We start from the raw sequence: 20,700 nt of genomic DNA, 5'->3' as shown, positions 1-20,700 counted from the left end.
TCCTTAACCTAACATCAAAGCCAGACGCGCAGCGACTTCGCTTTGCGCCAGCGTTTCTTGTTCACCACTGCGCAGGTCTTTAATCACTACCTGCTGTGCTGCGACTTCGTTCTCACCCAGGATCAGGGCGATACGCGCGCCCCACTTGTCCGCACGGGTGATCTGCTTTTTAAAGTTGCCGCCGCCATAGTTGGTCATCAATTTAATCTGCGGCGCAGCATCACGAACCTGCTCTGCCAGCAACATGGCCGCACTCTGGGTACCCGCACCGCTCGATATGACGTACACGTCGATGGTGGCCGGTGCCTTGAAGTCCGGATTAACCGCCTGAACCAGCAGCACCAGACGCTCCAGACCCATGGCAAAACCAACGCCAGGGGTAGCGCGCCCACCCAGTTGCTCAACCAGGCCGTCGTAGCGGCCACCGGCACACACGGTGCCCTGAGCGCCCAGGCTGGTGGTAACCCACTCAAACACCGTGCGATTGTAATAATCCAGGCCGCGCACCAGGCGCTCGTTAACGGTATATGGGATACCGGCCTGAGCTAAAAGTTCACACAGCCCGGCAAAGTGGGCTTTGGACTCGTCATCCAGATAATCGGAAAGACGCGGCGCATCGTTAAGCAGGGTTTGCACTTCTGGATTTTTAGAATCCAGCACGCGCAGTGGGTTGCTGTACATGCGGCGCTTGCAGTCTTCGTCGAGTTTTTCCTGATGCTGTTCCAGGAAAGCCACCAGAGCGTCACGGTAGTTGGCGCGAGCTTCCAGTGAACCGATGGAGTTCAGTTCCAGATTGACGTGTTCGGCAATACCCAGCGCTTTCCACCAGCGGGCAGTCAGCAGGATCAGCTCGGCGTCAATATCCGGGCCTTGCAGGCCAAATACCTCTGCCCCTAACTGATGGAACTGGCGGTAACGGCCTTTTTGTGGACGTTCGTAACGGAACATCGGGCCGATATACCACAGACGCTGTTCCTGATTGTACAGCAGACCATGTTCGATACCGGCGCGTACGCAGCCAGCCGTTCCTTCCGGGCGCAACGTCAGGCTTTCGCCGTTGCGGTCCTCGAAGGTATACATCTCTTTTTCCACGACGTCGGTCACTTCACCGATGGCGCGCTTAAATAACGGGGTCTGCTCTACAATCGGCAACCGGATTTCGCTATAGCCATAGCCGCTCAGCACCTGCTTGAGTGTGCCTTCAATACGCTGCCACAGTGCCGTTTCTTCCGGCAGGTAATCGTTCATGCCGCGAATGGCTTGAATGTTTTTTGCCACGTGAGTTCTCTGTCCGTTTATATAAAATGGATCCGATTATAGGGACTTTGCCACCCGCTATTCAACGCAGATGCGCAATCCAGTCCTCGGATTATCAATCAGCAGGCCAATAGCCGCCGACTTATTCTTCCAGAAGATTGATCGAAATGCGCTTGGATTCGTCCATCATGGCCGCTTTAGCCCGGATCTTCGCTTCCAACTGGTCAATCATCTGTTCGTTATCAAAACGCTCTTTCTGGCGCACGCCGTCTTCGTAGAAGCCACTCTTCTTGTGCCCGCCGGTTACCCCAATGGTCGACACCAGGGCTTCGCCCGGCCCGTTCACCACGCAACCGATAATGGACACATCCATCGGGGTGATGAGGTCTTCCAGGCGTTGTTCCAACGCATTGACGGTGCCAATGACGTCAAACTCCTGACGTGAACAGGTTGGGCAGGCAATGAAGTTGATGCCACGGGCGCGGATGCGCAAGGACTTCAGGATATCAAAGCCAACTTTCACTTCTTCAACCGGATCCGCCGCCAGCGAAATGCGCAGCGTATCGCCGATCCCTTCCGACAGCAGCATGCCCAGGCCAATGGCTGATTTCACCGAGCCACTGCGTGCTCCGCCCGCCTCGGTGATGCCAAGATGCAAGGGTTGGTCAATTCGGGCAGCCAGCAGCCGGTAAGACTGTACGGCCAGGAACACGTCGGATGCTTTCACGCTCACCTTGAACTGGTCAAAGTTGAGACGGTCCAGAATATCCACGTGACGCATGGCGGATTCCAGCAGCGCTTCCGGCGTAGGTTCGCCGTACTTTTCTTGAATATCTTTTTCCAACGAGCCGCCGTTAACGCCGATGCGGATCGGGATATTTTTGTCACGCGCACAATCAACCACTGAACGGATACGAGATTCGTTGCCAATGTTGCCTGGGTTGATACGCAGGCAGTCAACGCCGTATTCGGCAACCTGCAGCGCAATGCGGTAATCGAAATGGATATCAGCCACCAGCGGTACGTTGACCTGCTGCTTGATCAGCCGAAACGCCTCGGCGGCGTCCATGGTGGGAACGGAAACGCGGACAATATCAACCCCCACGCGCTCCAGAGCCCGGATCTGATTAACCGTCGCTTCGACATCGGTGGTACGGGTGTTGGTCATCGATTGCACGGCAATCGGCGCTCCATCGCCTATAGGCACGTTACCGACGTAAATACGGGTAGATTTGCGACGGTTAATGGGAGCTTGGTTATGCATCAGTTACTCTCCACTGCTGCTCAGACATAACGACAATAGCCGCGCAATTACTGCGCGGCAACGGTCAGACGAGCAACACGGTTTGACTTGACAAACCGGCTTAAATCGACCGGTTTACCCTGGAATTGGACCTGTACCGAAGCCGGTGCGCCAAGGGTCAGTTTAAACGGCGCCTTGCCAGCCAGATTCAGCCGGGAACCGCTTTTCTGGATGCCGCTGACCAAGGATTTCCCAGTCGCGTCAACCACTTGTACCCAGCAGTCGCCGGAAAAATCCATCACCAGCCCGTTGGCATCAGCCTCCGAAGCACTGACGCCAGCAGCACCGGTAGGCAACTGAGCCTGAGCGACTGGCGCGGTCGATGTCGCATCCGGGATAGTAGCCTGGCTTGGTGCTACCACAGCAGGCTGTTGAGCCGCCTGAGGATCAAGCACGGCCGGGACCTGTTGAGTCGTAGCAGCACTATTGGTTGACGGCGCAGGGCTGTTGTCTGGAACAACTGCCGATGCACCATTATCCACGTTACCGTCGGTCAATGGCACGGGCTGGCCTTCACCATGCTGAGACAACTGTGCGGAAGATTGATCCGCCATGGTGGCGATCTCTTCCTGCTGAGCCTTGTGATTCTGCCACCACCAGGCACCGGTCAAACCCACGACCACAAACACAATCAGCCAGGTAAAACTCATCAGCCAGCCATCACGCTTTTTACGGCGCTTACCCAAAGAGAAGCTCTGCATCTGAGCCACCTTGGCCGCTCTCACTGGTGCCTGTTTTTCCATCATCGGCAACAGTTCATCTTCTGGCAAATGCACCAGCTTGGCATAGGAACGGATATAACCACGCACGAACGTTGAAGCCAGATCGGCAGACATATTGTCGTCTTCAATGTCGCGCACGGTAGACATTTTTAGGCACAGGCGTTCAGCCACGGCCTGTTGACTCAGCCCGAGTTGTTCACGAGCCTGGCGCAGGCGTTGACCTGTTGTCATAGATACGGTTTTATCTTGGGAATCTTCAGTATTCATTAGCTAAGAACTGCTGGTACTGTTTGGATTGTGGAAAACTTCGCGCTAGCTGTTTGCCATAGCGTTGAACGCTATCCTGACGGCCCGCTAACGCGGCGAAACGAATCTGTAACCATAGACTGTCGGCACTCGCCGGCAGAACATGTTGATAACTGTCCAATAAAAGTTGCGACTGCGCGCGCTTCCCTTCTCCAAATTGCTTTTCTGCTTCCACTAGCAGCGGAGCCCCCTTGTCCGGATCGATCTTCAGCGCTCGCGTTAATAACTTACGAGCTTCATCATTTTGACCGGCCTTGAGGAAACAGTAACCTGCGTTTTCCAGACTGTCGGCAACCTGGCCATATTCTGGCGCCAGTGCCGCAGCGCTAAACTGCTGTTGGGCCGGTACATACTGCCCTAAACTACAGAGAAACGCACCGTAATTATTCAATACGGTACCGTTACCCGGTGCAAGTTTAAGCGCTTGCTGATAACGCTGTTCAGCGGCGGCGTTATCGCCAATCCGCTGATTGTAGAGTGCCATGCCCAATTGGGTACGATAATCCTGTGGGGCCGCATCGACCGCTTTTTGCAGATTCTGCCTGGCAGCCGGTAGATCGCCCTGGTTCAGATACTCCAGGCCCAGTTGTAACCGGGTCTGGCCTGCTGCCACCGCTGGCCCGTCGTTATCGGGTTGCGAGCTGGAGCAGCCCGCCAGCAAACTGGCCGCCAATATTACACCCCACAGTTTCAGCTTCATGCTTGCACTCATTTCCTTATCCGATGTTACCCGATCGCCTGAAGGATTGCTGCTCACATAACAGGCTGTTAGATAACAAAAAAATCATGCTATAGGATTCAGACCGCTCGTACGTTGATAGGTTCCCCGGCCATTTTCTTTTTCAGGGTGCGCTTGGTACGATCGATCACCTCTCCCGCCAACTGCCCACAGGCAGCATCGATGTCATCGCCACGGGTTTTACGAACAATAGTCGTAAAGCCGTATTCCATCAACACCTTGGAGAAACGGTCTACGCGGCTGTTGGAGCTGCGGCCATAAGGTGCGCCAGGGAACGGGTTCCATGGGATCAGGTTGATCTTGCACGGCGTATCTTTCAGCACTTCCGCCAGTTGGTGCGCATCGTCGGTGCTGTCGTTGATATGATCCAGCATCACGTACTCAACCGTGACCCGCCCTTGATTGGCATTGGATTTTTCCAGATAACGGCGTACCGCTGCCAGGAAGGTTTCAATATTGTACTTGCGGTTGATCGGCACGATCTCGTCGCGGATCTTGTCGTTAGGCGCATGCAGCGAAATAGCCAGGGCCACATCGATCATATCGCCCAATTTGTCCAGAGCGGGTACGACACCGGAGGTAGACAAGGTAACGCGGCGCTTGGACAGACCAAAACCAAAGTCATCCAGCATGATTTCCATCGCTGGCACCACGTTGGTCAGGTTTAGCAACGGCTCGCCCATACCCATCATCACCACGTTGGTGATAGGACGTTGGCCAGTGACTTTGATGGCCCCCAGGATTTTAGCAGCACGCCAAACCTGGCCGATGATTTCCGAGACGCGCAGGTTGCGGTTAAAGCCCTGCTGAGCCGTGGAACAGAATTTGCACTCCAGTGCACAGCCTACCTGTGAAGACACGCACAGGGTGGCGCGATCGCCATCTGGGATGTAGACGGTTTCGACCTGTTGATCGCCCACCTTGATGGCCCACTTGATGGTGCCATCGGCCGAACGCTGCTCTTCTGCGACTTCCGGCGCACGGATTTCCGCTACGCGCTGTAATTTATTGCGCAGCACCTTGTTGATGTCGGTCATCTGCTCAAAATCATCGCAGCAATAGTGATACATCCACTTCATCACCTGATCGGCGCGGAAAGGTTTTTCACCCATATTGGCGAAGAATTCGCGCAATTGCTGACGGTTCAAATCCAGCAGGTTGATTTTGGCCGTAGCCGGTTGTTCCGTTTGCACGGTCAGGGAATTATTTTCAGACAAGGTATGCTCGGGCGCGATGGGTTCTAACATAATGATCTCTTAGCCTCGTTATTACACGTTATGGCTTGAAGGAGTGGAAAGTAAGTGTGTCATCAAAAGACACGCCCCAGGCAAGATAGCTTCCCTGGGGCGCGGCATTGTACAAATTTTAGTAGCGGGTTTCTACGTCTGAACGGCTTTCACGGCATTTTTATTGTATCTGCCGGTAAATAGTCGGTTTCAGCAGAAAACACCCACAATTAGCGTGGGCAGATTTCGCTTTCGTTAAAGAAATAGGCGATTTCACGCTGGGCAGATTCTACTGCGTCTGAGCCGTGAACGGCGTTGGCAGTGAAGCTGTCTGCATAGTCAGCACGCAGGGTGCCGGCCAATGCGTTGTCCGGGTTGGTTGCGCCCATGATGTCACGGTTACGCTGTACGGCGTTTTCGGCTTCCAGAATCTGAACTACGATTGGGCCAGAGGTCATGAACTCCACCAGACCGTCGAAGAAAGGACGACCTTTGTGCTCAGCGTAGAAGCCTTCGGCCTGTTCGCGAGTCAGACGCAACATTTTAGATGCGATGATTTTGAAACCCGCGCGCTCGAAACGAGCATAGATAGCGCCGATGTCATTGTTAGCTACTGCGTTTGGTTTAATGATGGAAAAGGTACGTTCTACGGTCATGATGGCCTCTATTATGTCTTCCAAAACAGGCCGGGCGATAAGGTGAGGTGCCGGCCTTTCAAGTGGCGCAGATTATATGTGCGCTGTTAACGCTTGCCTACGGGAAAATCAACATTTCATTAAAAAAAAATTATCTTAATCCTCGATAGTCAGCGACAAATTGGATCCTGGTCGGTCGGCTTACTGTGTTTTATCGGTCGATGGGATCATATTGCGCAGCCAACTGCCCCAGCGACGCTGATAGAAGGCCTGGGTATGGGTGATCAGATAATGGCTCACGCCCCGCGCATTCTCTTCCACCAGGCAAAAATCAACTGGCTCATCGTTCGGCGCGGTTTCGCTGGCCACCATACCGGCTTCGCTGATCAGGGCTTCAATCTCTGCCGGATCGCCATCCACTTCCAGACCCACTAACAGGTTCGGCTTCTCGTCTACGGCGCGATCGTGCATCAACGCCAGGAAAGCGCGGCGTACCGGTTTCCGCTGGCTGAACAAGGTCGTCAGCGCATCCACCATCGCCGCCGGATACTCTTCAGGCTGCCCTAGCAGTAGCTGAGTTTCGGTATCGATATAGCGCTCTGCCGGTTTCACTACGCCACCGGTAGCCAACAGCATCGCGATCTCTGCTGGCAAGAATTCTTTGCCGTGGGTGCCTTTCGGGTTCAGGAACAGTTCGGCACCTTGGGTGATTTCAAACAGCACTCGAGCGGGCATGGCGATAAAGGGTTGCTCATCCTCCACCGCTTTTTGCAGCGCCTCCAACGAGGTGAAGAAAGGCACCACGCTGCTGCCATCCTGCTTTTCCCAGTGCTGAATGTTCACCGGCGTCTCGGCATTCAGCGTAATTTCACCGTCGTGCGGCACCTGCTCGCTGTCACCCAGAATGTAGACCGTTGAATCCAACAGTTCGCGGAAAAATGCAGGGCGGTGCGCTGGCTCCGAGGCCGCCAGCCTCAGCAGGCGCTCAAGCTCGTTTTCGCCTGAAACGGCGTCATCATCATGATGGTGGGAACTCATTGCCGACTCCTCCAATGTATTAAGGGCCCAGCATGCTGGGCCCCTACGGAAAAACGTAATGTTAAACTTACTTGGCTTTGCTCAGCAACAGGTTGGCCAGCGTACGCACGCCCAGACCGGTTGCACCTGCTGACCACTGATCCACGGCACCTTTGCGATAGGTGGCAGAACAGTCGATATGCAGCCAACCCTGTTGATAATTCTGCACAAAGTGCGACAGGAAGGCCGCTGCGGTACTGGCACCAGCGGTGTAAGCCGGGCCCGCAACGTTGTTCAGTTCAGCAAAGTTTGACGGTAACTGGCTGCGGTGGAATTCCGCCAGTGGCAGACGCCAGAATGGCTCATGCTCTTCGTCCGCACTGGCTAACAGCTCTTGCGCCAACGCATCGTCAAAGCTGAACAGCGCGTGGTAATCATTACCTACCGCCGTTTTGGCCGCGCCGGTCAAGGTCGCACAGTCGATGATCAACTGCGGGTTTTGTGCGCTGGCATCGATCAGGCCATCGGCCAACACCAGACGCCCTTCCGCATCGGTATTCATCACTTCAACCGTCTTGCCATTGCGGTAGCGAATAATGTCGCCCAGTTTAAAGGCGTTACCGCTGACCATATTGTCCGCACAGCACAGGTACAGTTTGACACGCTGCTGCAAGCCGCGTGCCACCGCTAATGCCAATGCGCCAGTGATGGTAGCCGCACCGCCCATGTCGGACTTCATCGAGTCCATAAACGCGCTCTGCTTGAGGCTGTAGCCACCGCTGTCGAAGGTGATACCTTTACCTACCAGGCAGGCAAATACCGGTGCATCCGGGTTGCCCGTCGGGTTAAAGTCCAGCGCCAGCAGCACCGGGGAACGATCGGAACCCCGGCCAACGGTATGAATACCGGCGTAGTTCTGCTCACGCAGATCTTCACCTTTGGTGATACGGTAGCTGACAGCATCGCAACCAACAGCACACATCAGATCAACCGCGCGGGTTGCCAGTTGCTCTGGCCCCAGCTCTTCCGCTGGCATATTGATGGTGTCACGCACCCAATCGACAATCTTCAGGCGCTGTTGCAGCTCTTGGCTTTCCGCTGCCGGCAGCTCAGCCCATTCAACGCTACGCTGCCCTTTCGGCCCGCGAAAGCCCTGCCAAAACGCCCAGCTGTTTTCCAGGTCCCAGCCTTCCCCGGCCAGTTTCACTTTCTTGATGCCCTGGCCATCGATCCTGCGTGCCGCGCGCTGGATCAGGCCCAGTTTGCCGGTTGCGGTCAGATGGATGGTAATGCCTTGGTCATTGGTGCTCAGCAGCGCCTTTTCACCCCAGCGCGCATCGGCGGGTTGCTGGGATAGCGTGATCTGCATGATTTCGGTTGTCATAGCCTTACTCCGGATTCCCCCCTTCATTCTTCACTCTATCAAGCGAAATTCATTGGGGATTTTTATTGTATACCCTATGGATTTCAAGTTGCAGCCAGGCGACAAGCTATCTCAGCCTCAGGAGCTTACTTTTGGTAAGTGGCTGGGGTGAGATAGCGCAGCTAACAACGCTGCAGCTTGAAAGACGACGGGTATGTCGGATACAAAATAAACGGGCTGCCTTTGGCAGCCCATTTCGCTATTTACTCTGCTTCATCTAACCAGACCAGCAGGATCGCTTCCAGTATTTTTTCATTGGAAGCCTGCGGTTCGTCGTCAAACTCTTCCAGATCGCAAATCCACTGGTGCATGTCGGTGAAACGCACGGTTTTAGGATCGGTATCTGGATAGGCGTCGTACAGGGCTTCGCCGATTTCGCGGCTGTCTGTCCACTTCAGTCCCATTCTTATCTCCTAGTGCTCGCGCGCGTGGTTAACAGTGTAACGCGGCATTTCGACTACCAGGTCGTCTTCAGTGACGCGGGCCTGGCAGCTCAAGCGGCTTTCCGGCTCCAGCCCCCAGGCTTTGTCCAGCATGTCATCTTCCAGCTCGCTGCTTTCGGCAAGGGAATCAAACCCTTCACGCACGATGCAGTGGCAGGTGGTACAGGCGCAGGATTTCTCACAGGCATGTTCAATTTCAATACCGTTACGCAGTGCGACATCGAGGATGGTTTCCCCAACTTCCGCTTCCAGTACTGCCCCCTCTGGGCATAGATCTTGATGGGGCAGGAAAACAATTTTCGGCATGGTTAAACCTCATCCACAGAATGGCCAGCCAGCGCACGGCGAATGGAGGCATCCATGCGGCGCGCGGCAAAATCTTGGGTTGTTGCATCGACTATTTTTATTGCAGCTTCGATCGCTGCAGGATCGGAGCCTTGCATCACTTGCTGGAGCTCGGCTACCGCGTTATTGATAGCCAGGCTTTCTTCGTCACTCAGCAGAGCAGCATCGCTCGCCAGTGCACCTTGCAGGCTTTCCAGCACGCGGGAAGCTTCTACCCGTTGCTCCGCCAGCTTGCGAGCACCGACATCGCTTTGCGCATTGGCCATCGAGTCCTTCAACATGCCGGCAATCTCGGCATCGGACAGGCCATACGAAGGCTTAACCTGAATAGAGGCTTCGACGCCGGTGGATTTCTCCATCGCCGTCACGCTCAGCAGGCCATCGGCATCCACCTGGAAGGTCACACGAATATGTGCCCCACCGGCAGGTAACGGCGGCAAGCCACGCAGCGTAAAGCGTGCCAGCGAACGGCAATCTTGCACCAGTTCACGCTCGCCTTGCAGCACGTGGATCATCATCGCGCTCTGGCCGTCTTTAAAGGTGGTAAACTCCTGCGCACGCGCCACCGGAATGGTGGTGTTACGCGGGATCACCTTCTCAACCAGGCCACCCATGGTTTCCAGACCAAGCGAAAGTGGGATCACGTCCAGCAGCAGCATTTCGCTATCTGGTTTGTTACCCACCAGGATATCCGCCTGAATAGCAGCACCGATCGCCACCACCTTGTCCGGATCGATCGACGTCAGCGGCGTGCGGCCAAAGAACTCGCCCACCTGTTCGCGTACCAATGGCACTCGGGTTGAGCCGCCCACCATCACCACTTCCAGCACCTCTTCGGCACTGACGGCGGCATCTTTCAGCGCGCGGCGGCAGGCCATCAGGGTACGTTTCACCAGCGTAGCAATCAGCGTTTCGAACTGTTCGCGGGTCACTTCCCCTTGCCAACCAGCGATATCGACCGTGGTGCTCTGCGCATCGCTCAGGGCGATTTTGACCGCAATCGCGGCATCCAGCAATTGACGTTGCACACCATGATCGCTGCGATCGCTAATGCCGGCCTGTTCACGCAGCCAGTCCGCCAGCAGATGATCGAAGTCATCGCCACCCAATGCGGAATCACCGCCGGTAGCCAGCACTTCGAACACGCCACGGCTGAGGCGCAAAATGGAAATATCAAAGGTGCCGCCGCCCAGATCGTAAACAGCGATCACCCCTTCCTGACCCGAATCCAACCCGTAGGCGATAGCCGCGGCAGTCGGTTCGTTCAACAGGCGCAGCACGTGCAGGCCAGCCAGACGCGCAGCGTCTTTGGTGCCTTGGCGTTGAGCGTCATCAAAGTAGGCAGGAACGGTGATCACTACCCCATCAAGTTCACCTTCCAGCGCCGCTTTAGCGCGGGTAGCCAGTGCCCTGAGGATATCGGCAGATACGCCAACCGGGTTAACCAGGCCTGCGGCGGTCACGATCATTGGCAAGCCGTTGTCGCTGGCCTGGAACTGATACGGCAGGTTTGGATAGCGTTGTTGCACGTCCGCCAAAGAGCGGCCCATCATGCGTTTGACAGAGCTGACCGTATTGACCGGATCTTGTGCCGCCTGTGCACGAGCACTCCAGCCAACCTGATGTTCGGTGGCCTGATAATGCACCACGGAAGGCAGCAGATAGCGCCCTTCAAGGTCAGCCAGCGTCTCGGCTTGGCCGCTACGCACCGTAGCCACCAGCGAGTTGGTGGTCCCCAGATCAATACCGGCAGCCAAGCGGCGCTGATGCGGCGCAGCCGTGAGGCCAGGCTCACTAATTTGTAATAAGGCCATTTACAGAGCTTCCAAAATCAAGATCAAGAATCTATTACTCAAAACCCAGCAATTTTTCTTCGAGTTGTTCAATCTGTTGCTGGAGCTTGTCCAAAAAGCGTAGCTTGCGCACGGTATCGGCAGCCTGTGACCACTGCTGATCATCCAGCTCCTGCACCATCTGCGCACTACGCTGCTTGAAGGTCTTGTTCAGGCGCGTGGCGAAGGCAGCCAGTGCGTTTTGCGCATCCGGCGAGCGTTCAATGGCATCAAGCTCTTCACGCAGCTCCAACTGCTCCATCAGGAACGCGGTGTCGCGCAGAGTATGTTGCTCGTTGCCCAAATCAAAGCCGTGCAAAGATAACATATACTCGGCACGTTTTAACGGGTGCTTCAGCGACTGATAGGCTTCATTGATGGTCGCCGCCTGCTGTAACGCCATCAGGCGTTCACGCTCCGGTTGGAGGGCATGACGATCGGGGTGGAATTGGCGCTGCAAATCTTGATAGCGTGAGGTAAGCAAGCTGCCGTCTACGCTGTAGCGGACCGGCAACCCGAATAAAGTAAAGTAATCCATAGCGTGCTCGGGGCGTTATCGTGATGATTGAGGTTCCCCCGTGGTTCACGGGGGAGCACGATGGACTGTCAGACGTTAAAGCTTTCGCCGCAGCCGCACTCGCTTGAGACGTTCGGGTTGTTGAACTTGAAGCCTTCGTTCAGACCTTCCTTGACGAAATCAAGCTCGGTACCGTCCAGATAGACCAGGCTCTTGCCGTCAATGATCACCTTGACGCCTTTGTCTTCAAAAACGATATCATCGTCGTTCGTTTCATCAACAAATTCGAGCACATACGCCATTCCGGAACAGCCGGAAGTTCGCACGCCCAGACGCAGGCCGAGACCTTTGCCACGGTGGTCCAAAAATGCCTGAACCCGCTGCGCGGCGCTGTCGCTCATGGTAATCGACATAACAACCTCTTCAATCTTAGCCCGCAAGGCGGGCTAACTGACTCAATAATAACTACTTGGCGCTGTGCTTGCTCTTGTAGTCGGCGATCGCTGCTTTAATGGCGTCTTCGGCCAGAATTGAGCAGTGAATTTTAACCGGAGGTAACTCCAGTTCTTCGGCGATCTGGGTATTTTTGATCGCTTCGGCCTGATCAAGAGACTTGCCTTTCATCCATTCGGTCACCAGCGAACTGGAAGCGATAGCGGAACCGCAGCCGTAGGTTTTGAAACGGGCATCTTCAATAATGCCTTCGTTGTTGACCTTGATCTGCAGCTTCATCACGTCGCCACAGGCTGGTGCCCCTACCATACCGCTACCGACGGTAGGATCTTCGTTATCAAACGACCCTACGTTACGCGGGTTTTCATAATGATCGATTACTTTTTCGCTGTAAGCCATGACGTTGCTCCTGGATGCTGAGAATTAATGATGTGCCCATTCGATGCTGTTGATATCCACGCCCTGTTTGAACATGTCCCACAGTGGGGAGAGATCGCGCAGACGGCCAATGGATTTACGCACCAACGAAATGGTGTAATCGATCTCTTCTTCCGTGGTAAAACGCCCCAGGGAGAAACGGATCGAGCTGTGCGCTAACTCATCACTCATACCCAGTGCACGCAGCACATAGGAGGGTTCAAGGCTGGCAGAAGTACAGGCAGAACCTGAAGAAACCGCCAAGTCTTTCAACGCCATGATCAGCGACTCACCTTCAACATAGTTGAAGCTGACGTTGAGAATGTTCGGTGCACCGTGTTGCAGATCGCCGTTCAGATACACTTCTTCCATATCTTTCACGCCGTCCCACAGACGATCGCGCAGGATGCGCAGGCGTGCCATTTCGCTGGCCATTTCTTCTTTGGCGATACGATAGGCTTCGCCCATAGCAACGATCTGATGCACTGGCAGGGTACCGGAACGCATACCGCGCTCATGGCCACCGCCGTGGATCTGGGCTTCGATGCGGATGCGCGGCTTACGCTGCACATACAGGGCACCAATACCTTTCGGGCCATAAATCTTGTGGCCGGAGAAGGACATCAGATCCACTTTCAGCTTGCTCAGATCGATAGGCAGTTTACCTACGCTCTGGGTCGCATCGACGTGATAGATGATGCCACGCGCCCGGCACATTTCGCCGATGGCGGCGATGTCCTGCACCACGCCAATTTCGTTATTCACGTGCATGATGGAAACCAGGATAGTGTCTTCACGCATCGCGGCTTCGAGAACCTGGAGATCGATGATCCCGTTGCTCTGCGGTGCCAGATAGGTGACTTCAAAACCTTCGCGCTCAAGTTGGCGGCAGGTATCCAGCACGGCTTTATGTTCGGTTTTACTGGTGATGATGTGCTTGCCCTTCTTCTGATAGAAGTTGGCAGCACCTTTGATCGCCAGGTTATCGGATTCGGTAGCCCCAGAGGTGAACACGATCTCACGCGGGTCCGCGCCAACCAGCTCAGCGATTTGGTTGCGGGCGATATCAACCGCCTCTTCCGCCTGCCAGCCGAAACGGTGGGAACGGGAGGCCGGGTTACCGAAAGTGCCGTCCAGGGTCAAAAACTGCATCATCTTCTCGGCAACACGCGGGTCGACGGGGGTCGTGGCCGAGTAGTCCAGATAAATCGGTAATTTCATTGCTCTTGTACTCCGTACATCACTTCCAAAAACCAATAAATTAGTCGTCAGCTGCTTATGCGCGCAGATTAACGTTGATCGTTTCTTGCAGACGACCGTTGGCCGTGCGGCGCGTATCACTATTTTGACGGTCTGCCACGTCCAGCACTTCCTGGTTGTTCACCAGTTCGGCCAGCGTAATATTGTTCAAGAACCCGCTGATGCGCTCGCTCAGATCGCGCCACAGGGTATGGGTCAGGCAACGATCGCCCCCCTGGCAGCCTTCTTTACCCTGGCAACGGGTTGCGTCTACTGATTCGTCGACTGCGGAAATCACCGCACCTACGGCGATAGCGTCCGCGTCTTTGCCCAACAGGTAACCACCGCCTGGCCCACGCACGCTGGCCACCAGGCCATTCTTACGCAGACGGGAAAACAGTTGTTCCAGATAAGAGAGCGAGATACCTTGGCGTTCGGAAATATCCGCCAGTGGTACCGGCCCTTCCTGGGAGTGTAATGCCACGTCGAGCATGGCAGTTACTGCATAACGGCCTTTGGATGTCAGTCTCATAGCTAATTGGTTACCTGTTGGTCAAACATGGGCCAAATTCTGACATTCCCGAGTAAATCAGTCAACTATTTAACCTACTAATTTACTCAAGTATTCGTGCTTTTTGTGCGCTTTGCTATCCGATGCATATAAAATACACCTTATAACCTGCAGATAAGCAATACTATCTTGCGTAACTGCGGGTGATAGCAAAATTAATTACCTTGCTGTTTATCCTGTTTCTCGATCGAGGTCAGCATACCACGCAAGATATTCAGCTCCTGCGCTTCCGGGCGTGCTCGGGCAAACAGGCGGCGTAAACGGTTCATCACCTGCCCTGGATGGGCGGCGCGGATAAAGCCGGTGCGCACCAAAGTCTGCTCCAGATGCTGATAGAAGCGTTCAATATCATCCACCAGAGGATACGGCGACTCTTCCACCGGAGTGGTCTCTTCCTGCTGGCGATCGAGGAAGGCAACGCGAACCTCATACGCCAGAATTTGCACCGCCATGGCCAGATTCAGCGAGCTGTAATCCGGGTTGGCAGGAATGGCGACATGATAATGGCATTTCTGTAATTCGTCATTGGTTAGCCCAACGCGTTCACGGCCAAAGACCAACGCGACCGGCCCCTGCTCGCCTTCCTGTACCGCGCGCACGCCACATTCGCGAGGTTCCAGCATCGGCCATGGGAGGGTGCGCGAACGAGCGCTAGTGCCCACCACCAAGCGGCAACCCGCAATGGCTTCATCAAAGGTATCGACAATCGTGGCGTTGCCAATCACATCGCTGGCACCTGCGGCCAGGGCGATCGCCTGGGAATCGGGTTTCACCAGCGGATTGACCAGATAAAGGTTGGTTAACCCCATGGTTTTCATGGCACGGGCAGTAGAGCCCATGTTGCCAGTATGAGAGGTTTCAACCAGAACAATGCGGATATTGTGCAGCATACAAACTCTGAGCGTTGCGGAAAATCGTAGCATCCTAACACAGTCGTAGGTATTTTGCCGAACACCTGCTATACTTCGCGCCGTTTCCTGTTCTTTAACATCCTGTGGAAGATACCCATGCATCCGATGCTGACTATCGCCGTGCGCGCTGCGCGCAAGGCTGGCAACCTGATTGCCAAAAATTACGAGACTCCAGACGCTGTAGAAGCGACACAAAAAGGTTCTAACGACTTTGTCACTAACGTCGATCGCGAGGCTGAGCGTCTGATCATCGAAATCATCCGTAAATCTTACCCGAAACACACCGTTATTGGTGAAGAGTGCGGTGAGTTAACCGGTGAAGATCAGGATGTACAATGGGTGATTGATCCACTGGATGGCACCGCCAACTTCATCAAACGTCTTCCACACTTCTCCGTTTCCATCGCCGTACGCATTAAAGGCCGTACCGAAGTGGCCGTGGTTTATGATCCAATGCGCAACGAACTGTTCACCGCCACCCGTGGCCAGGGCGCACAGCTCAACGGTTACCGTCTGCGCGGTACCAATGCCAAAGATCTGGATGGCACCATCCTGGCGACCGGCTTCCCGTTCAAAGTCAAACAACATGCACCGGCTTACATCAACGTGCTGGGCAAACTGTTCACCCAATGTGCCGATTTCCGTCGTACCGGTTCCGCCGCGCTGGATCTGGCCTACGTTGCCGCTGGCCGCGTTGATGGTTTCTTTGAGATTGGTCTGAAGCCTTGGGACTTTGCTGCTGGCGAACTGCTGGTACGTGAGTCTGGTGGCTTGGTCACCGACTTTGTTGGCGGGCATAACCACTTCAGCTCTGGCAACGTGGTTGCCGGTAACCCGCGTGTGGTGAAAGCATTGCTTTCCAACATGCGTGAAGAACTGAGCGAAGCGCTGAAGCGTTAATAACTCAGATGAAAATCAAGGCGCTGCATTTGCAGCGCTTTTTTTATGTCATCAACGGGCAAAAGGCCGTATCCCGCCACCAAATTCCGGCTGAGCGCTGACGTACAGCAGCACACCGGCAAACAGCAGAATTAAACCTCCGGCTAACGCCAACGCCCCCCAAGCAACCGCACTCCAGGCCGCCGGTGCGCGCTGACGGCTGATGCGTATCGCCAGCTTACGGCTGTAATGCACCAACAGCGCCAACCCGGAAATCGTGATCGAGGTACCCAGTGCCATGGCCAGTGCCGACAACACACCCCAGGTAAAAACGCCGATCACCTTGGAAAACAGCAAGACCAAGATTGCCCCGGAGCAAGGCCGAAGCCCCATTGCCAGCACAATCGCCGTTTTGGTACGCCAATCATTGCCAGCTTTCAGTTCCTCATCGCTCGGCAAATGCCGGTGGCCACAACCACAATTCGCGCTATGTACATGATCGGCAGGCAGAGGCTGCAAGCTGTTGATGCGCAGCGCAGGCCGAGGCCGCATGGCTTTCACCGCCATAAACAAGCGCTTTAACGCCCGCCAACTGAGCAAGACACCGAGCAGGATCACCAGAATAAAACTGCCCTTCTCCAGCCAGAAACTACTTTGATGCAACTGCCGGGAAGAAAGTTGCAGCACCACCAGCACTAGCGTGACCAGGGCGATCGCGACCAATCCCTGGACCACGGAGGCGGCAAACGTCAGCTTCAGGCTGCTTTTCAACCGTGCCGGGTGGGTAGCCAGATAGGTGGCGATCACCACTTTACCGTGGCCCGGCCCCAGGGCATGCAACACACCATAACCTAAACTGAACAGCATCAGCGCCACTCCCGCTTGCTGGGGAGCCGCCTTGACCTGTTGCAGCAAGGCCGCCATTTCCTGATGTAGCCCTTTCTGCCACACCACGCTTTGCATCAACAGCTGCGGCCAGTAATGCCAAACCCACTGAGCCACCGCCGCCAGTAGAATGAAGAACAGCAACAACGGCCACAGGCTGAAGGCCCAATGGCGCTGAGGTTTGCTGATCTGGCTGAGGTTTACTGACATGTTAACGTCACCCGCTGGGCAAACTGTTGCCCTAATGCCATATCTTCACCGGGCGAGTCGTTCTTATCGAGAGACAATGCGTAGGCTTGTAATGACGAATCGGGCTTTGGTGTCATCAGGCTGAATTTGCACTGCTTTGCCATTTCTGGCGGCAGATGCAACGCCTTTTGATCCTGATAGGTCATGTCCACAAAATAGGTGGGATCGTAGGTGGCAATCTCAAAGGGTTTCCCCACCAACGGCTGCGGCTCCGCCAGCGGCAACACAAATTCCAGCACGGCTTTATGGCCCTGCCGGGATAGATGGTATTCGGTTGGCAGGTTGAGGTATTTCACCGGTTTGCCTGCGCGGTAAATATCGGTGAAATAGTGCTGCCCGAGGACGTTAGCCATCACTTCCGCCGCCAGTTTTTTCCAGACTTCTGAATCGCTGTTGGCATTTTCTGCGTCATACAGCAGATCCGCCGAGGTGATCTCATCCATTACCCAAACCATTTTTAAACCGGTCAGCTTCTGATCCTTAGCCACAAAGGTGGTGTTCATATCGATAAAACTGTGTGGGTGGGCCAGTGCCCCCATGCTGATCATCATTACCAAGCAGGCCACCAGGGCGCGGAGTTTCATCCTCCAAGCATACTTTTTATTGTTATAATATAACATCAACAAAACCTCAATCGGCGTTAACAAGCCGAATAACTGTGACGAAAGTAGTAAGCCGAAGTAAAAGCAGGGGTAACAGCCACGCCCCCGCAGAGCCTTTTGCTATGCTTAAACATAATTTAAACACGACCTGCCAGAAGGTGATATGAGCCTGGAGACTTCTTCTGCGCCTGAGTTTTCAGGTCAACAACGGCGCTGTCATTTACTGCTGATGCTGTATGCGCCAGTACCCTCGGTACAACTTGAGACAATCGGCCAAATCAACGGCGTAGACCTGCTCATTACCCGGCAAGATATAGCCGAGGTTGCCAGTGAGATCCAGCATTTCCATCATCTGGAAATCAGCGGCGATCCCCACGAAGGCTACCAGATCCAGGGCAGCGAGCTGGATCTTCGCTTGTGTCTGCTCCAATGGCTACGGCGAGCCTTGCGTTGCAGCCCTGAGTTTGTCGAACAACACTTTGGTCCTCAGTTTCAGCGGGCGATGCAACTTCAGCACCAACAGCTTCCGGCACTGGAATTGTGCATCAACCAATGTGAACAGCGCCTTAACCGCCGTTTTGAGCAGCGTGACCGACTGTTTTTGCAACACTATCTCGGTTATTGCGTCTGGGCTAGCCAGCATCAGCGCCATCCTCAATTTGATCGCCGCCAGCATGAGTGGCTGCAAAGCAAGCCAGAGCACCTGGCGGCAGCGGAACTGCATCAAGCGCTGAATCAGCTATTTGGCCAGCCCGGTGATAGTAGAGAATGCGACTTCCTGGCGTTGATGTTTACCCTGCTGAAAAGTCACAGTTACCAGAGCAGCGATTCGCCAGAGGACCAACGCCTGATGGCGGCCATTGGACAGGTGGTGGAACGCTTCCAGCAGATCTCCGGCATGCATTTCAGCAGCCAGGAGGGGTTAATCAGCCAGCTGTTTGCCCATTTGGCCCCTGCCGTGGAACGCTGCCGGTTTGCTATCGGTATCGACAATACGCTACTGGAAGAGGTAGTCCGTAAATATCCCCGTCTGATGCGCACCACGCAGGAGGCATTAGCGCCGTTTGAACAGGAATATGAGATTCAATTTTCGCGGGAAGAAGCAGGGCTAGTGGCGATCAGCTTTGGTGCCTGGTTGATGCAGGGCAACGCGCTGCATGAAAAGCAGATACTGTTGCTGACGCTGGATAACCCGCAGTTGGAAGAAGAAGTGGAATATCAGATCCGCGAACTGACGCTATTGCCATTGAACATCAAATATCAGCCATTGCACGACTACCTGCTTGCTGGTGCACCACAAGGGATTACGCTGGTGATTAGCCCCTACGCCACACCGAGCCAGGAGCAACCACCCACACTGATTATTACCGAACTGCCGCTGGAGCGTCAGCAGCGCAAGGCGATCCGTGCGCTGCTGGAAAGCCATTAACGGCTATTGCTAACCGCCACCGCCGGTGGGCGAATAAACAACGCTGGCACCACCACCGCTACCATCACCCAGAACACTCCGCCCTGATAGTGCTCGAACAGGAAGCCCGCCACCACGGTCATAACGGCAATTCCACCGCCCATCGCCAGCGCCGAATAAACCGCCTGCAGACGGATCACTTCCGCCCCCTGACGCGCCGCAATAAAGCGCATTGCCGCCAGATGGCAGACCGTGAAGGTACCACAGTGCAGCACCTGCACCAGCAACAGCCAGCCGATTTCTGTCGTGGTTGCCATCAAGCCCCAACGCAGCAGGCCACATACGGCGGAAAGTAACAGCAGATTACGCGCGTTCCAGCGGCGGAACAGGAAATTGCTGCTGGCAAAGATAACCACTTCGGCGACCACGCCCAAAGACCACAGGTAGCCAATAGTTGCCGCAGAGTAACCCGCCTCTTCCCAATAGATGGAGGCAAAGCTGTAATAACCGGCATGTGCCCCTTGCAACAGCGTCACACACAGCAGAAAACGCCAGACAGGTCCTTCGCTGAGCAGTTCACGCCAGGAACGGCTGGGTTCATTCTGCGCCCGAGCCTCACCTTGTGGCAGCACGCTCGGTTTCAGCAACATGCCCACCAGCATCGCCAAAATGCTGACCAACAGGCTGATCAATATCGCATTATGGCCCCAAACGGACACCAGCTTACCGGTTAACGCCGAACCGATCACAAAGGCCAGCGATCCCCACAGCCGCACCCGGCCATAGTCCAGAGTGATCTGCCGTTGCCAGGTGGCAGCCAACGCATCGGTCAGCGGAACCAACGGGGAGAAGAACAGGTTAAAACCGGCGATCACCAGCATCAGCCAGGCCCAGCCATTACCGAAACAGAAGCCGACGGCAAACGCCAGGGAGAGCAATGCCAACAAACGCAACGCGGTGATTAAATATGAGGGATCTTTAACGCGAGGAGCAATCAGCAAGCTACCTAGGAAACGCGCTACCAGGCCAGCGCCGAGCAAGATACCGATGGTTTCAGGCGGTATGCCCTCACCTTTTAACCAAACGCTCCAAAACGGTAGATAGATGCCATAGGAAAAGAAGTACGTGAAATAACTGAGAGCGAGCCAACGCGTTGATTGCAGAACCATGTTCCCTCCAGGATGAGGGCAATACTTTGACAGAGCTCACACCTTGCAGCAATCTTCATTCATACTCAAAGGGCTAGAGTGCAAAGTAGTTCACAGTTTCGCTGCAACAACGCTAAAAAAACCCGCCGAGGCGGGTTTATCTGCAAACCAAT

Annotated in this window: 22 protein-coding genes; 2 read left to right on the top strand and 20 right to left on the bottom strand. The window is 54.9% G+C overall.

Going from position 1 to position 20,700, the window contains the following annotated elements:
- Positions 1-3 precede the first annotated feature (3 nt).
- The 17 genes from hisS to trmJ all read right to left on the bottom strand — a co-directional run bounded on the left by hisS (position 4) and on the right by trmJ (position 15,335).
- Positions 4-1,278: a histidine--tRNA ligase gene (gene hisS, locus IMQ33_RS18370; protein WP_065686605.1), complete on the bottom strand. Its 1,275-nt coding sequence runs from the start codon at positions 1,276-1,278 to the stop codon at positions 4-6.
- Between the two features lie 121 nt (positions 1,279-1,399).
- A complete protein-coding gene (ispG, locus tag IMQ33_RS18365; RefSeq protein ID WP_024484238.1) occupies positions 1,400-2,521 on the bottom strand; it encodes a flavodoxin-dependent (E)-4-hydroxy-3-methylbut-2-enyl-diphosphate synthase in 1,122 nt (373 codons plus the stop codon).
- Between the two features lie 47 nt (positions 2,522-2,568).
- A complete protein-coding gene (gene rodZ / locus IMQ33_RS18360) occupies positions 2,569-3,549 on the bottom strand; it encodes a cytoskeleton protein RodZ (protein ID WP_065686606.1) in 981 nt (326 codons plus the stop codon).
- Positions 3,539-4,288 carry a type IV pilus biogenesis/stability protein PilW gene (gene pilW, locus IMQ33_RS18355; protein ID WP_065686607.1) on the bottom strand — a complete coding sequence of 250 codons (750 nt, stop codon included), beginning with the start codon at positions 4,286-4,288 and terminating at the stop codon, positions 3,539-3,541. The genes rodZ and pilW overlap by 11 nt, the downstream gene beginning before the upstream one ends.
- A 98-nt stretch (positions 4,289-4,386) precedes the next feature.
- The gene (locus IMQ33_RS18350; RefSeq protein WP_024484240.1) at positions 4,387-5,574 is read right to left on the bottom strand and encodes a bifunctional tRNA (adenosine(37)-C2)-methyltransferase TrmG/ribosomal RNA large subunit methyltransferase RlmN; all 1,188 of its coding nucleotides are present in this window, start codon (positions 5,572-5,574) and stop codon (positions 4,387-4,389) included.
- Positions 5,575-5,783: 209 nt separating this feature from the next.
- Positions 5,784-6,209 carry a nucleoside-diphosphate kinase gene (ndk, locus tag IMQ33_RS18345; protein WP_196062068.1) on the bottom strand — a complete coding sequence of 142 codons (426 nt, stop codon included), beginning with the start codon at positions 6,207-6,209 and terminating at the stop codon, positions 5,784-5,786.
- A gap of 180 nt (positions 6,210-6,389) precedes the next feature.
- Positions 6,390-7,226 (bottom strand): enhanced serine sensitivity protein SseB, encoded by an 837-nt coding sequence (gene sseB / locus IMQ33_RS18340; protein ID WP_065686608.1) that lies wholly within the window; start codon positions 7,224-7,226, stop codon positions 6,390-6,392.
- Positions 7,227-7,293: 67 nt separating this feature from the next.
- Positions 7,294-8,589 carry an aminopeptidase PepB gene (gene pepB / locus IMQ33_RS18335; RefSeq protein WP_065686609.1) on the bottom strand — a complete coding sequence of 432 codons (1,296 nt, stop codon included), beginning with the start codon at positions 8,587-8,589 and terminating at the stop codon, positions 7,294-7,296.
- Positions 8,590-8,831: 242 nt separating this feature from the next.
- A complete protein-coding gene (gene iscX, locus IMQ33_RS18330; protein WP_021178855.1) occupies positions 8,832-9,032 on the bottom strand; it encodes a Fe-S cluster assembly protein IscX in 201 nt (66 codons plus the stop codon).
- Between the two features lie 9 nt (positions 9,033-9,041).
- On the bottom strand, positions 9,042-9,377 hold the full coding sequence (gene fdx / locus IMQ33_RS18325; RefSeq protein ID WP_021178856.1) for an ISC system 2Fe-2S type ferredoxin: 336 nt from the start codon (positions 9,375-9,377) through the stop codon (positions 9,042-9,044).
- 2 nt (positions 9,378-9,379) lie between these two features.
- Positions 9,380-11,230 (bottom strand): Fe-S protein assembly chaperone HscA, encoded by a 1,851-nt coding sequence (gene hscA / locus IMQ33_RS18320; protein ID WP_098930059.1) that lies wholly within the window; start codon positions 11,228-11,230, stop codon positions 9,380-9,382.
- 34 nt (positions 11,231-11,264) lie between these two features.
- A complete protein-coding gene (gene hscB / locus IMQ33_RS18315; protein ID WP_024529351.1) occupies positions 11,265-11,786 on the bottom strand; it encodes a co-chaperone HscB in 522 nt (173 codons plus the stop codon).
- Positions 11,787-11,854: 68 nt separating this feature from the next.
- Positions 11,855-12,178 (bottom strand): iron-sulfur cluster assembly protein IscA, encoded by a 324-nt coding sequence (iscA, locus tag IMQ33_RS18310; RefSeq protein ID WP_021178859.1) that lies wholly within the window; start codon positions 12,176-12,178, stop codon positions 11,855-11,857.
- Between the two features lie 52 nt (positions 12,179-12,230).
- The gene (gene iscU, locus IMQ33_RS18305) at positions 12,231-12,617 is read right to left on the bottom strand and encodes a Fe-S cluster assembly scaffold IscU (protein WP_004952090.1); all 387 of its coding nucleotides are present in this window, start codon (positions 12,615-12,617) and stop codon (positions 12,231-12,233) included.
- A gap of 24 nt (positions 12,618-12,641) precedes the next feature.
- Positions 12,642-13,856: an IscS subfamily cysteine desulfurase gene (locus IMQ33_RS18300; protein WP_024529352.1), complete on the bottom strand. Its 1,215-nt coding sequence runs from the start codon at positions 13,854-13,856 to the stop codon at positions 12,642-12,644.
- Positions 13,857-13,911: 55 nt separating this feature from the next.
- A complete protein-coding gene (gene iscR / locus IMQ33_RS18295) occupies positions 13,912-14,406 on the bottom strand; it encodes a Fe-S cluster assembly transcriptional regulator IscR (protein ID WP_021178861.1) in 495 nt (164 codons plus the stop codon).
- Between the two features lie 194 nt (positions 14,407-14,600).
- Positions 14,601-15,335, bottom strand: a complete 735-nt coding sequence (gene trmJ / locus IMQ33_RS18290) for a tRNA (cytosine(32)/uridine(32)-2'-O)-methyltransferase TrmJ (protein WP_065686611.1) — start codon at positions 15,333-15,335, stop codon at positions 14,601-14,603.
- 117 nt (positions 15,336-15,452) lie between these two features.
- Here trmJ and suhB point away from each other — a divergent pair, with 117 nt between their 5' ends.
- Positions 15,453-16,256, top strand: coding sequence for an inositol-1-monophosphatase (gene suhB, locus IMQ33_RS18285; protein ID WP_021178863.1), 804 nt, complete (start codon positions 15,453-15,455; stop codon positions 16,254-16,256).
- A gap of 51 nt (positions 16,257-16,307) precedes the next feature.
- On the opposite strand, the gene IMQ33_RS18280 is transcribed toward suhB, so the two are convergent.
- Positions 16,308-17,330, bottom strand: coding sequence for a nickel/cobalt transporter (locus tag IMQ33_RS18280; protein ID WP_196062069.1), 1,023 nt, complete (start codon positions 17,328-17,330; stop codon positions 16,308-16,310).
- On the bottom strand, positions 17,321-17,953 hold the full coding sequence (locus tag IMQ33_RS18275) for a DUF1007 family protein (protein ID WP_370572216.1): 633 nt from the start codon (positions 17,951-17,953) through the stop codon (positions 17,321-17,323). The genes IMQ33_RS18280 and IMQ33_RS18275 overlap by 10 nt, the downstream gene beginning before the upstream one ends.
- Positions 17,954-18,134: 181 nt before the next feature.
- Between IMQ33_RS18275 and csiE the strand changes: the two genes are divergently transcribed.
- Positions 18,135-19,400, top strand: a complete 1,266-nt coding sequence (gene csiE / locus IMQ33_RS18270; protein ID WP_196062070.1) for a stationary phase inducible protein CsiE — start codon at positions 18,135-18,137, stop codon at positions 19,398-19,400.
- Here csiE and IMQ33_RS18265 read toward each other — a convergent pair.
- The gene (locus IMQ33_RS18265; protein ID WP_074029474.1) at positions 19,397-20,548 is read right to left on the bottom strand and encodes a 3-phenylpropionate MFS transporter; all 1,152 of its coding nucleotides are present in this window, start codon (positions 20,546-20,548) and stop codon (positions 19,397-19,399) included. The genes csiE and IMQ33_RS18265 overlap by 4 nt on opposite strands.
- Between the last annotated feature and the right edge of the window lie 152 nt (positions 20,549-20,700).

It is taken from the genome of Serratia sp. Res13-Sevr-LER1-36-b, assembly GCF_015673035.1.
Classification (GTDB): Bacteria; Pseudomonadota; Gammaproteobacteria; order Enterobacterales; family Enterobacteriaceae; genus Chania; species Chania fonticola_C.
Note: the sequence above shows the minus strand (reverse complement) of the source record. Positions and strands in the feature narration are given on the sequence as shown.